This is a genomic window from Paenibacillus marchantiophytorum (assembly GCF_014640555.1).
In the GTDB taxonomy this organism is placed as follows: domain Bacteria; phylum Bacillota; class Bacilli; order Paenibacillales; family NBRC-103111; genus Paenibacillus_E; species Paenibacillus_E marchantiophytorum.
The window spans coordinates 325,576-338,911 of sequence record NZ_BMHE01000002.1 but is presented as its reverse complement, the minus strand read 5'-3'; the positions used below and the strand labels follow the sequence as shown (position 1 = coordinate 338,911).

Genomic DNA, 13,336 nt, shown 5'->3' with positions numbered 1-13,336 from the left:
CAAGGTGCTTAACAGTCTTTACTAGCACGGAAAGGATTTGACATGGAACAACAAGTCAAAATCTTGGCGGTAGATGACCGCTACGAGAACTTGCTAGCTCTAAACAGTATTCTGGCCTCTCCCCATTATGACGTGATTGGCTTGCAATCTGGTGAAGAGGCTCTTCGATATTTATTAAAGGAATCTGCCGATCATATTGCTGTCATTCTAATGGATGTGCAAATGCCGGGACTCAGCGGGTTCGAGACTGTTGAATTGATTAAACAGCGCAAGGCTTGTCAAGATATTCCTATCATCTTCCTGACAGCCCTTAGTACGTCTATTGAACATGTGCTCAAAGGCTATCATGTAGGATCAATTGATTACTTATTTAAACCTGTGCATCCCGAAATGCTTCGCAAAAAAGTCGATGCTTTCGTTAACATGCATTTGAATCACCAGAAAATCAAATTGCAAAGCGAGCTTTTGCAGAAGCGGACACTGGACCTTGAAGAAACGAATCGGAAATTAGCGGAAGCGGAAGAAAAACTGAAACAACAGAATGTGCTTTTGGAAAATTGGGTCGAAGAACGTACATCCGAACTGGTCGACGCCCACCAGAAATTATTGAAATCCCAAGAGCATTTCAAGAAAATGTTTATGCTCTCTCCCTCCCTGATGGCGATCCGGCGCCTGCCTGATCTCACTTATCTGGAGATTAATGAAAGTTGGAAGCAGTATACAGGTTATGGGGACGAAATTATTGGGACCTCGATGGATCTCCTGCGAACGGAGCAGGGAGAGCCGATGAAATGCGATGAGGTCATCCATAACTTGAAAGTGAGATATGAGACCAAATCCAAGGAAATGCGAACAGCGCTCATGTCGACAGAAATCATTGATATCGAGAACGAGAGCTGTATGCTCCAGGTCGCTGTAGATATTACAGAAAGCCTGCGTTTCGAAGCAGAAATGGCCCGTCTGGCCCAGTTAAATCTGGTTGGTGAAATGGCCGCTGGCATCGCGCATGAAATTCGCAACCCCATGACCACCATCCGCGGTTTCCTCCAGTTATTTCGCGAGAACGATGGCCGTATGCAGAAACAGTACATTCCCATCATGCTCGAAGAATTGGATCGTGCCAACGAGATCATCACCGAATATTTATCCCTCGCCAAAAATAAGCAATCCCATCAGCATCCCGATCAGATTAACCGGATCATCGAAATGCTGCTGCCGTTGATTCAAGCTGAGGCTGTGATGTCCGGCAAGCATGTGCAGTATCAGATGATGGACTGTCCGGTTATTCAACTCGACGACAAAGAAATCCGCCAACTCATCTTAAATATGTGCATGAATGGTCTGGAAGCGATGAGCATCGGCGGCAAGCTGCGGATCGAGACCTATCGGGAACCTGAACACGTAGTCCTGCTTATTGGGGATGAGGGGACAGGCATCGATGAGCACCATCTCGAGAAGCTTGGCCGGCCTTTCTTCACCACCAAAGACGAAGGAACTGGACTTGGTCTGGCAATCTGCTACAGTATAGCGGCCAGGCATCAGGCCTCTATTGAAGTTCAATCCAGTCCCAAAGGGACAACCTTTTATATTCGCTTCCCCGTTCTTGTGGATGGCGCCGATTCTTAATAGGATCGGCTTTTTTATTGAGAAACTACAAATTCATTAAGAAAGCGGTCAACTATAACTATCTAGGAGATTAGATCAAATCAGCGATGAATCCTCACTCAATCTTCAAACTAATATTCATATCAACTCCGTCTTAGCCACACTATTAAAATACATAAAAAGGTAAATGTTTACAAATTATTCTTTTTAATTTAATACTCCGATAACACTCTATCTATAATATAAAAAGTGTATTACATACCAATTTAAGGGAGATGTGTTATTATTATGATGAAAATATCAAAGAAAGTAACTCCGATTTTACTAGCTTCATGTGCAGCATTATTACTAGCGGTACCTGCTTTTGCCTCCACAGGTACTAGTTCAGATGTCAATGTTACTGCTCTAGGCCCAAATGATGGAGTTAAAATTGTAAATGTAATTGGGTCAGTCCAAGGTACTGGCGGTGTCTTAACATCAAGTCAAAAAATTGAAGGAAATATGTCTGTATACGTAGGAGGGGTTCTAAAGACTACAGTTCAACTTCGTAATGGTACTGATAACCCAGGACTACTAAATTCAACTTTTACTGCTTCTGTAGGTCAAACAGTTAGCGCAAACCTACAAGGTTGGATAAAAGAAAACTTTAGCGCCATCTACTACACCAGCGACTCAGATTCCCTAACTCTTTAATTTTCGTTTAAACAAATAAGAGTACTCTTCTGGAAATCCAAAAGGGTACTCTTTCTCTATCGTGCCTTCAGTCAGTAATTTCGCTGTTGTATAATCCAAAAGTCTGTGAGGAAAATTGTTATGTTCAAATCCCGTAAATATATCCTTTTATTAGTAATAGCTACAGCTATTGTTACAATTCTTTTAGGGAGTAGCTATTATTTTCATGCCAAAGAGAAAGAAGTAATAAATATTGCTTATGAAAAATATCAAAAAGATCAAGTCAGATTGTGGCTTCTGGATTTACATGCAAATATAATCAAAACTTACCAATTAGATAAGGATGATTACTATTACCATAATCTTCTGAATGAAAAAAAAATATTTGAGCTGTCAGAGAAAGATAGTAGTGATCTCTTATATGTATTATATCAAACTTATAATAAATCAGGATTAGCCAAAAGTGGTGATACGGCTATTGGAGTTTTTTTGAAAAAAGAACAACCTATAAGTGAAGTTTCTTTTGTATATGCCTCTATAGATGATAAAACAAACCATATAATTCAACTAAAAAAAGACTTTCTAGATAAATGGAATATCATTAATATCGACTCACAAGTAGGCGGAATTCCCATAAAAGTCCAAACTTTGAGTAAAGAAGAATTTATTAAGAACTTTAATAACTAGTAGAACATTTCTCTCTCTCTGCAACTTTAGAACTACTGTCTTGACCACATCAAACTTACATAAGAAAAAAGCATATGTATCAAAAAACAGCTTATATCACATCTGTTTTTAAATAGCATATGCTTCTTTTCAATTGATTTAACTATACATTCAAATCCTTACGCTTTCCTGTAACCATATAAATAACGCCTTCACCGATGTTCGTTGTATGGTCAGCGACGCGCTCCAGGAAGTGAGCCACGAACAGCAAGTGTGTCAGTTGGCGATTGCGGTTGTAATCGGAACTCATCAAGCTCATCAGTTCCTGCATCACTGTGCTGTATAGCTTATCTACCCGGTCATCCTTCTCTGCAAGCGATGCCGCGCGGTGGACATCGCGCTCCGTGTAGGAAAGAAGGCTCTCATGGAGCATCTCGATAGCAATCTCCGCCATTTGCGGGATGACTTCAAGCGGCTTCACCAGTTCTTCTCCCGCGAAGCGTATTGTAATCTTGGCGATATCAACGGCATGGTCCGCGATGCGTTCCAAATCTGTGGCAATTTTGAGCGCTGTGCCGATAATCCTCAAATCACTGGCCATAGGCTGCTGCAGAGCGATGAGTCGCAGACACAGTTCGTCGATCGTCGTTAAGTAGTCATCAATCAAATCATCCGTCTTAATGACTTGGACAGCTGCTTTCTCATCCAGTTTAGCCAAGGATTCGACGGATTTGAAGATCAAATCCTCTACGCTTTCTCCCATATCTTGCAGTTCTTTTTGCAGTAGTGCTAACGATTGATGAAACCCTGGTCTTGCATCCATTTGTTTATCCCCTCTCGAAGTGGTTAGCCGAATCTTCCCGTAATGTAATCTTCCGTACGTTGGTCGTTCGGATTAGTGAAGATTTTATCTGTTTTGTCGGTTTCGACTAGATACCCATTTAAGAAAAAGGAAGTCATATCGGAAATTCTCGCTGCTTGCTGCATGTTATGCGTAACGATAATGATCGTATATTTCTCTTTCAAGGTTTGCGTTAACTCTTCCACCTTCAGTGTGGAGATCGGATCTAGTGCCGATGTAGGCTCATCCATCAACAGAACGTCTGGCTCAACGGCAAGCAAACGAGCGATACATAGACGCTGCTGTTGACCGCCGGACAAACCCAGTGCCGATTTATGCAAACGATCCTTCACTTCATCCCAGAGAGCCGCTTGTACAAGACTGCGCTCGACAATTTCATCCAGATGAGCTTTCTTCTTGGTGCCGTGAATGCGCGGTCCATAGGCGATGTTATCATATATGCTCATCGGGAATGGATTAGGACGTTGGAAAACCATGCCCACACGCTTGCGTAAAGAAACCACATCAGAATCAGCCTCATAAATATTGTGCCCGTCAACGGCTACATTCCCTGTAATTCGCACGCTGTCAATGAGATCATTCATCCGGTTCAAGGTACGCAGGAAGGTCGACTTCCCACAGCCTGACGGACCGATTAAGGCAGCAATCGTGCCTGTTTCAATGGCTAATTCAATATCATGAAGCGCATGATTTTCCCCGTAAAACAAATTCAATTTATCCGCTTTGATTTTATGTTTAGTCGCCACGATTATTTCCCCCCGGAAAGTCTTTTTTGTAGGATTCGGCTTGGTATACTAACAAGCAGGTTGAAAATTAAGACGACGATTAGGAGCAGCGCGGCGCTGCCTTTGGCAATATCCTTGGCGTCTGGTACAAGCGCTTCAGCCCCTACATACCAGAGATGGACTGACAGCGTCTCTCCCATCTTGAGCGGGTTGAAGTCCGGGAAGAAACGGGAGACCGATAACCCGGCTGTATAAATGAGAATCGCTGATTCACCTAAGGCACGTCCAGCAATCAAAGTAATTCCGGTTATTAAGCTAGGCAATGCCGCGGGTATAAGCACCTTGCGAATGGCCTGCCATTTGGTCGATCCAAGCGCCAAGCTTGCTTCCCAGTAAGATTCTGGCACCGTACGAATAGATTCTTCTGTAACCCGCACCATAACCGGCAAGTTCAGAAGGGCAACAGTCGCAGCACCGCCGAGAATGGAGAACTTCAGACCAAGCAGATTCGCGAAGAGAAGAAACCCGAACAATCCAAATACGATGGAAGGCACGGATGATAAGGCTTCAACGGAAATACGCACCAGATCGGTGAACCAATTTTTTTGTGCATAGATAGCCAAGTAAATGCCTGAGAATAATCCGATTGGAATGGAAATCAATAAGGATAAAAACAAGACGTAGAAGGAGTTGAACAACTGCGGCCCGACGCCGCCTCCCGCTTTGATTTCTTCCGGTTTGCCGAAGATAAAGTGCCAGGATAGATGAGGAATCCCTTCCCCTAGGATGCGAACAAGGAACCAAGCCAGAATGGCAATAATAATGACACCTGAAGCCCAAAAGTAAAATGTGGCTATACGATCTGTCGTTTTGCTAGTCATTATTTCAGTTCACTCCTTTTAGCCACGATACGAATAATTAGGATTAAAGATAAGGAGATCACAAGTAAAAGCAGAGCCATCATATAAAGGGCATTGTTCCACACAGATCCGTAATTCGTATTCCCCATGTCCTTCACGATCGCTGTTGTTAATACTGTTGTGGAATCCAATAAGGACTTAGGCATTTGGGGAGAGTTCCCAATAACCATGAACACGGCCATTGTTTCTCCGATTGCGCGGCCCATGCCGAGAATAATCGCTGTTAGTATGCCAGGTCTGGCAGCTGGCAGGAGGACCCGCCACATCGTTTGCCACCGCGTTGCGCCTAAGGCTAGCGACGCTTCTTCCAAACGACCTGGAAGAGCTCGGATAGCATCCTCAGAAATGGAGAGAATAGTCGGTAAAATCATAATCGCCAAAATGATCGATGCAGGCAGAATCCCGTAGCCAACTCCGCCTGTGAACTTACCCAAGGCAGGTACAATGACGGTCATCCCGATCAGACCATAGACGACGGAAGGAATACCTACGAACAAATCTGTAGCTGGACGCATGATTTCACGCATCCATTTGGGAGCAATTTTGGCCATGAACAAAGCACCGGATAACGCTAGCGGTACAGAGAACACAACCGAAACCAATGTCATTAATAGTGTGCTGTATAGAAAAGGAAAAGCTCCGAATTTATTTTGGCCTGGCGTCCAATCCGTAGAAAAGAAAAATTCTATCACGCTGACATCCTGAAATGTCTTAATACCTTGCATACCAACGAAGACAATGATAGAGAAAATAATCGCTGACACTAGGACAGCACTGCCTACAAACACCCATCTCATGAAGTTGTCCTGTCTATGTTGTCCTTGGGTCCATTTGGAAGTAAGTGGACGACTTCTTTCCGAATTCGTGCTTGATAGTTTGTCTGCTACTGAATTCAATGGGTTAATCCCCCTTCTATTAATACACGCATGTCTTTCACATACCTTACTTCTAGAATAGGTTACGATTGTCATTGGATCATCAATGAAATGTTAAGGGAATGTAAAAGTTTTATAGCTGAGCATAAAAAAAGAACGCTCAGACTTGCGAGCGCTCTTGGTGGGAAGGCTAATTATTTTTTAAGCAGATCTGCAGGCAAGAATTTCAATTCACGAACTTGTTTGCCTTGGAATTCTTTGCTGGAGATGTAAGCGATGAAAGCTTTAGCTGGATCTTTTGCTTCGCCTTTTGTATACATGTGCTCAACACCAAACAATTTATAAGTACCGTTTTTGATGTTTTCTTCGGAGAAAGATACACCATCAATTTTCAATGCTTTTACAGTGTCATCGATATAAGGCGTATCTACATACCCAATGGAGCTGGATTGACCTACAACTGCTGTTTTCATAGCGCCACTGTTTTCTTGTGTGATACCGTCTTTTGTGAATTCTTTGCCATCAAGAATAATTTGTTTAACAAGCGTACGGGAACCTGAGCTGTCTGGACGGTGAACAAGAACGATTTTCGCGTCATTGCCGCCAACTTCTTTCCAGTTTGTGATTTTACCCATGTAAATATCAGCTGCTTGCGCTTTTGTTACGTTGTCTACTTTCACATCTTTGTTTACGATTAATGCGAAAGGCGCGATTGCTACTTGGTGATCAACTAGACCTTTATCTTTATATTCAGCAGCTGGCTCAACATCGGAGTTACCGATATCGGAAGTGCCGTCAGCTACGTTTTTTATTCCAGTACCTGAACCACCAGCTGAAACTTGAATCGTTACTTTCGGGTTCAAATCCATGAATTCCTTTGCCGCTTGCTTAACTAAAGGAAGCAATGCGCTTGAGCCAGTAGCAGAAATCGTACCGCTAAGCTCTGTTTTTGGAGCATCTGAAGGTTTTGCAGAAGCTGAAGCAGCTGTACTAGCAGCTGGTGTTGCTGAAGCTGCGGGTTTCGTCTCTGTTTTAGTGCCGCAACCAACCAATGACCCCATCATTAATACCGCGGAAAGTGATAATGTAATTCCTTTTTTCGACATGAACTTGAACATGGTTAGCATGTCCTCCTTTGATTTTATGTTACTGGTTTTGTTAGCTCCGCGTCTTCTTATTTGTCCGCCCTGCTAACTACTCTCCTATCGTAACAATCGATTGTAAATTCCAAACCCACGAAACGTAAACGTAATGTAAAACTTTTATTTGGGTCCTAAGCAGCTATATTTATGGATAAATTTACAACTGGTTTACATAATTCGACGCTCTATTTAATACAGAAGACCTATATTAATAAGCAAAAGCAAGAATAAAGTCAGTTCTTGTCTTATTAATGGAGGGATGACAATGCGCAAGATAATGTTGTTCAATATGACCATGCGGAGTCGATTGATTGCTAGCTTTGGTGGAGTGCTTCTCATTTTTCTGGCAGTTGCCTTCTTCAATTTGCATCAGGTTAGTCAAATCAAACAAAATATGAACGATCAGAATGATAAAGTTGAATTGAAAGTTCTTGCTCTGGAGTTAAAGGAAATGGTGCAAGAAATGAACATCATTGCGTCAGGCTTGGAGATTTCCAAGAAACCTGAATTCATTCTGAAATATAACAGCAAACGTCAACCTTTTAATGATTTCATTAAAAAGATTGGCGATACCGCCTCTACACCTGATCAAATCAAATGGCGCAGCCAACTGATTCAAGCTTCGGTAGATTACATCAACAATTTCGATTCCGCAGCACAAATGATTCAAGGCAACGGCACAAATCCCAAAGACCTGGAGATTAATCTGCTCTACTTATATAATGAATCGCAAGAATTAAAGGATAAAATATTCGAACTCGTTGATAAGTTCTATGTGACTTACGCCAATTCGGCTGATCTGGCCATTGCGGATTCCACCAAAGCGCTCGATAGCACGAGCCAAGTCATGATGATTGCTGCGGTTGTCGTGCTCGCCGTGACCATCGCTATTGCCTTCCTCATAATTCGTTCCTTTATCAGACCGATTTCCCGCTTGCAGAAAGCAGTAACGCTCATCGCAGAGGGGGACTTGACCCAGACAATCAATTCCAAATCAACAGATGAGCTTGGCACTCTGAGCAACAGCTTCGATCATATGATTATTCAAGTACGCCATATGCTCAGCGCAACGAAGCATATCGCTTCCTCCCTGTCCGAGCACTCACATGAGTTTCATCGCTTCTCACAGCTGACTGCATCGGCGAACACAGATATTCTGAAAGCCATTCACGAAATCTCCCATGGCGCCGATGAACAAGCTGTTAAGACGGAGCATAGCTCCATCGTCATCGCAGAGCTGGAAGCAGAGATCCGTGACATTACCGCATATACCTATGAAATGAAGCGTGCGAGCGACGAAGCGGCAGCAGGCACGCAGCAAGGCACAAACTCGGTTCGAGAGCTGAAAGCTTCCTCCGAGCATTCGCAAGATTTGCTGCAGCGGGTCGATGCCGCGATGCAGACCGTGGCCGCCAGCTCGAAACAAATTGGCGCCATCATTCACTCCATCACGGAGATTTCGACGCAGACGAACGTGTTGGCCTTGAATGCGGCGATTGAAGCGGCAAGAGCCGGCGCACACGGACGCGGCTTCTCCGTGATCGCGGACGAAGTTCGTCAGCTGTCGCAGCAGACGAACCAATCGTCCAAGACGATCAGCGCCATCATCGGGACGCTGCAACAGCAGATCAAGGAGCTGCAGAGCTCCTTGATCGAAGCCCGCGACTCGGCGCTGGCTCAAGACAGCCGTGTCGCTGACACGCTGGGTTCTTTCGAAAGCATCGATTACTCGATGCAGGGCATTAAACTTCAGATTGAACAAATCCATCTGAAGATCGAACAAGCTCGCTCGAAGAACGACGAGCTCGTTGACTCTGTGCAATTCGTCGCCGCGATTGCCCAGGAAACGGCAGCCGGTGTCGAGGAGGTCAACTCGACCTCCATCCAGCAGGATGTTTCCATTCGCCGCATCGCCGAAGAATCGGATGATATCCTAGATCTCGCGCAGCAGTTGTTCGCCGAAATCAGTAAATTCCGAATCAACGAGGAAGAGGCGGAGAAGTTGGGTGGTTCGGAGAAGAAGCTGGATGGTACGATAGAGAAGCATGATAATTCGGCGGAGAAACTGGATGGTTCGGTAGAGAATGTGGCACCCTTGAATTTTGCAGCGGGAACGTCTCGTACAGCAAATTCGGATGATGTTTCGGATGACATTGCCGATGAAGCTCTCATGCAAACAGAGCAGGGAGCGGAACGCGATGAGGAGCAGGCTGAGGTGCCAAGCTTATCCGACGAGTCTACGAAGAGTAAAACGGAGAATTCGGCGTCAGACACTCCGAAGGGACAGGAGAAAAAAGAGCCAGTGCTGATCGGTTAGCATCGGTCCTCAGATCCGGACTTAACAAAGGCTCAGCTTACCGCTCTCGCGGATCGTAGTGGCCTTTTTCCGGTGAAAACAGCTCATTTTCCTCATCCCGCGGATCGTCATTCCCTTATTTCGCCGTTCCAGCCCCGAATCGCACCATTCTTAACACATAACGCATCTACGATCCGCGCGATGCCACATTGAAGCGCCAATTAACCAAAATAACGAATCGACGTTCCGCCACGAACGTCTTCCCCCAATAAAAATGCCCAATCCCCCATTCCCTCAACGGAATGAGGGATTTTTTTCACCGCTCATGCACGAATCGGCCTTCCTCCGGCACAGCCACACGCTCGAAATTCTCAACCAAATAGTTGAGTTGATTCGTCAGTTCTTCCTCTCGTATCGGCGTGCCATGGCCTGTCACAGCCAAAACTGGCTGGAGGGCTTGAAGCTTTCTGACGGAAGCCTCCGCTGCCTCCCAATCGGTCGTGAAATATTTGGGCGGCCCTTTGATTTCCTTCGTCTGGAGGATCACGTTGTACAACGATTCCTGTTTTACCGTGACAAAAGCATCCCCTGCAAGAAGCGAGCGGTCTCTGGCGCGAAAAAGTGAAATATGCCCTGGCGTATGCCCCGGTGTGTGAATCCATTGCCATTCAGGCAAGCCCGGAATGCTGCCGTCAGCCGGAAGCGAATGGACATGATTTTCCAAATTAATGCCATGGTTAGGAAATAAGGGGGAAAGCTCGCTAATGAGACCTCCGTTTACAGTCGAATCGCCTTTGGGATAATTAGCTTTCCCTGTTAGGTAGGGAATCTCCAATTCATGGGCATAAACAGGCACATCCCAATGCTGCAACAATTCTCCGATAGCCCCAACATGATCAAAATGCCCATGGGTTAATAAAATGCCTTGAGGCTTCGTCATCGAACCAAAATGGTCCTCCGCTAGGCGAATTATGTTGTCTGCCGAGTGCGGCAAGCCTGCATCGACTAAGAACCATTCCTTCGTTTTGCTAGTCGGATTGCCCAACAAACAAATATTGACGAACTGGATGCAGTAGCAATAGATATCGATATTGACTTCTTTACCTTCCCCGCTCGATACGGTTGTTAAGGGGAAGTACACATGCTCAAAGGTGGATTCCAATAAAAACTTCTCCTCTTTCATTCATTTTCACTTATTATCCCCGTTTTCGCAGCGGAATATCTTAGCAGATTAAGAAAGCGGCTTTGCCGCCCTGAGAGATGAGCATCTTCATAACGGTTTTCAGCAATCTAGCGGATCCTAGTTCCCTTTGAGCTTTGAAATGACAGAGATCATCGTGTGAAAAGGAACTATGATCCGCTAAATGGCGGGAACTGGGGTAAACGTAGCATGAAAGGGAACTGAGATCCACTATGTAAGCGGAATCTGCTAATTTCAACCGGATAATGGTGCAATAGCGGATCGTAGTTCCCTCAGGCGTGGAATATGGCGGTTTTCGGAATTATAGCGCACTGTAGTTCCCTCTGGATCTCTATCATGACATATTTTCCTACAATCGCGGCTTGACGTTCCCTTATCTCCGCGCGATTGCAAAGCTAGAGGATCTCATTCTGCCAAATAGCTTGTTTATACCTCCAAACCATCAGCAATTCGAACAAATAAGTACGTTCACAGCTACCTTGTTCTCATCGCATCGCATCGCATCTCGTCTCATCATCATCGCTTCTCATCGCATCGCATCTCGTCTCATCATCATCATCGCTTCTCGTCTCTCTCATCTCATCTGATCACATCGAACCCCTCCATCGTGATTGGCCGCCTACAACCCAAGCCTGGAGACTGGAGTCAATCTCCAACATTTCTGGGCTAGCTTCACTCACCCCAACCCAAAAACATGTCTCTTAGACCTTCTTCGATGGTCAAGATAACATGTCGATGGTTGACTTGACATACGTCCTCAGACAAGACACAGCTCCACTCTTCCGTTTCTCCGCATGAACACGTCGTGCAGAAACACTCCTTTGCACCAAAAAGGCACCACCTTAAGATCGTGGCACCCTACACATGCGAGCAGCTTAAACCCTTTTTTCGGGTCTCCACAAACTCGAAATTTTTGGATTTCTTTCAGCACTACGGGACGTATCTTTTTGCCATGCTTGCTTTTATTGGCTTCATAGTAGCGATTCTCATCAAAGAAAAATTCGGTGTAGGATGTCCTGTTTCATATTGTAAATGTACCAAAAAACTTAAAAGGGAGAATCCCCTAAATCCACTAAAAAACTTGTACTTTCTATTATTCTAAATAAGGGGTAAGCTTCGCTCACCCCAAAACATATAAATTCTTAGTAGAGTAGAAAACTGAAATTTCATTGGAGGGCGAAGGCTCTCTTTTTACTTTTTTAGCTCCCCCTGCATCAAACCGGACGTGAGGTTTTCCCTCATCCGGCTTTCCGATGTTCTTCTTTCTTCCGCTTTACGGTACTTTCCTAACCTACAAGCTTCTTAAGGCCCAGATTGCAGAGCAACAATGCCCGCTAATCTGGAATTACTGTGCTTCATACGACGATTGCATTTCTTGTTCCAAAACAGCATCAATCTCTTTCGAATGTACCAGTCCACTTTATTCAGAAATAAATCGGCAAAGGCGTCCACCGCGTAGTAGTTTCTCCATCCCTGAATCTTCGGATTGAGTTCCTCAACCATTCTGTTCATTGTCCAGAACAATCGGTTTCGGGTTCGGTAACTTCCTTTACCTTCTCTTTCATCTTCTTCATGGCTTTCTTCGATGGGTAGCTCCGCCATATATAATGGGCTACTCCCTTGACCTGTTTGGGGATTTTTCGGTGATGCATGCCCAGAAAGTCAAATCCTGTTTTGTCACCCCATGGGTTGACGAGCTTTGATTTGGATGTGTTTATCTCTGTTTCAAGTTTATTGAATACTGCTTTTAACACATCGATTGCCTTCATAGCCTGCTCTTTGGTTTTGCACAGAATGACGAGATCATCAGCAAATCTGACGAGGGCGCCGAGTTCGGTAAATTTGTTTTCCCAGACCTTATCCAGGTCGTTCAGGTAGATATTTGAAAGTAGCGGACTTATGACTGAGCCTTGTGGGCTTCCGAGTTCGGTTTCATAAAACTGATCATCTTTTACGAATCCTGCCTTTAGCCATTTCCAGATGAGTTTGAATACTCTTCTGTCACTCATTCTTTGCTCCACAAGCTTCATCAGTTTCTCATGCCCAATGTTGTCAAAGTAGCCTTTTTGTCAATGTCTACTACCCAATATACGCCTTTCTTAACCTCTCGCCTGATGTGACGAATGGCACCGTGTTGGCTTCGCTTCGGCCGGAATCCATAGGAGCCATCCTTGAAGTCCGTTTCAAAGATGGGCTCAATCACCATTTTTGTTGCCATTTGCACGACCCGATCAATAATGGTCGGGATTCCTAAGGGGCGAAGCTTTCCGTCTGGTTTGGGTATCTCTTCGCCCCGTATACTTCCACGATGTGCTCGGGTGGATATTCCATCGATTCCTCCACTGCCCTTCTTGCTTTTGACTCGTCTCCAT

The 13,336-nt window shown here is 44.7% G+C and carries 11 protein-coding genes and 2 pseudogenes; 4 read left to right on the top strand and 9 right to left on the bottom strand.

Going from position 1 to position 13,336, the window contains the following annotated elements:
- Window positions 1-42: 42 nt before the first annotated feature.
- From IEY34_RS03890 to IEY34_RS03880, 3 genes are all read left to right on the top strand, one after another.
- Entirely contained in the window at window positions 43-1,626 is a 1,584-nt protein-coding gene (locus tag IEY34_RS03890) for a response regulator (protein WP_189007849.1), read from the top strand.
- Between the two features lie 267 nt (window positions 1,627-1,893).
- Window positions 1,894-2,298, top strand: coding sequence for a hypothetical protein (locus tag IEY34_RS03885; RefSeq protein ID WP_189007847.1), 405 nt, complete (start codon window positions 1,894-1,896; stop codon window positions 2,296-2,298).
- Between the two features lie 120 nt (window positions 2,299-2,418).
- Window positions 2,419-2,964 (top strand): hypothetical protein, encoded by a 546-nt coding sequence (locus tag IEY34_RS03880; protein ID WP_189007844.1) that lies wholly within the window; start codon window positions 2,419-2,421, stop codon window positions 2,962-2,964.
- A gap of 142 nt (window positions 2,965-3,106) precedes the next feature.
- On the opposite strand, the gene phoU is transcribed toward IEY34_RS03880, so the two are convergent.
- The 5 genes from phoU to IEY34_RS03855 all read right to left on the bottom strand — a co-directional run bounded on the left by phoU (window position 3,107) and on the right by IEY34_RS03855 (window position 7,443).
- Window positions 3,107-3,766: a phosphate signaling complex protein PhoU gene (phoU, locus tag IEY34_RS03875; RefSeq protein ID WP_189007841.1), complete on the bottom strand. Its 660-nt coding sequence runs from the start codon at window positions 3,764-3,766 to the stop codon at window positions 3,107-3,109.
- Between the two features lie 23 nt (window positions 3,767-3,789).
- Window positions 3,790-4,551: a phosphate ABC transporter ATP-binding protein PstB gene (gene pstB / locus IEY34_RS03870; RefSeq protein ID WP_189007838.1), complete on the bottom strand. Its 762-nt coding sequence runs from the start codon at window positions 4,549-4,551 to the stop codon at window positions 3,790-3,792.
- 2 nt (window positions 4,552-4,553) lie between these two features.
- Entirely contained in the window at window positions 4,554-5,411 is an 858-nt protein-coding gene (gene pstA / locus IEY34_RS03865; RefSeq protein ID WP_189007835.1) for a phosphate ABC transporter permease PstA, read from the bottom strand.
- Window positions 5,411-6,346 (bottom strand): phosphate ABC transporter permease subunit PstC, encoded by a 936-nt coding sequence (gene pstC, locus IEY34_RS03860; protein ID WP_229757453.1) that lies wholly within the window; start codon window positions 6,344-6,346, stop codon window positions 5,411-5,413. The genes pstA and pstC overlap by 1 nt, the downstream gene beginning before the upstream one ends.
- Window positions 6,347-6,519: 173 nt before the next feature.
- Complete coding sequence (locus IEY34_RS03855; protein ID WP_189007830.1) at window positions 6,520-7,443, bottom strand: phosphate ABC transporter substrate-binding protein; 924 nt, start codon at window positions 7,441-7,443, stop codon at window positions 6,520-6,522.
- A 289-nt stretch (window positions 7,444-7,732) separates the two neighbouring features.
- Here IEY34_RS03855 and IEY34_RS03850 point away from each other — a divergent pair, with 289 nt between their 5' ends.
- Window positions 7,733-9,784: a methyl-accepting chemotaxis protein gene (locus tag IEY34_RS03850; protein WP_189007827.1), complete on the top strand. Its 2,052-nt coding sequence runs from the start codon at window positions 7,733-7,735 to the stop codon at window positions 9,782-9,784.
- A gap of 295 nt (window positions 9,785-10,079) precedes the next feature.
- Here the strand turns inward: IEY34_RS03850 and IEY34_RS03845 are convergent, their stop codons facing one another.
- From IEY34_RS03845 to IEY34_RS36500, 4 genes and pseudogenes are all read right to left on the bottom strand, one after another.
- On the bottom strand, window positions 10,080-10,946 hold the full coding sequence (locus tag IEY34_RS03845) for an MBL fold metallo-hydrolase (RefSeq protein ID WP_189007824.1): 867 nt from the start codon (window positions 10,944-10,946) through the stop codon (window positions 10,080-10,082).
- 705 nt (window positions 10,947-11,651) lie between these two features.
- Window positions 11,652-11,989: pseudogene (locus tag IEY34_RS38065) on the bottom strand (transposase zinc-binding domain-containing protein); the annotation flags it as partial.
- 277 nt (window positions 11,990-12,266) lie between these two features.
- Entirely contained in the window at window positions 12,267-12,467 is a 201-nt protein-coding gene (locus IEY34_RS36505; protein ID WP_229757451.1) for a group II intron maturase-specific domain-containing protein, read from the bottom strand.
- A 5-nt stretch (window positions 12,468-12,472) separates the two neighbouring features.
- A pseudogene (locus IEY34_RS36500) lies at window positions 12,473-13,188 on the bottom strand (reverse transcriptase domain-containing protein).
- Between the last annotated feature and the right edge of the window lie 148 nt (window positions 13,189-13,336).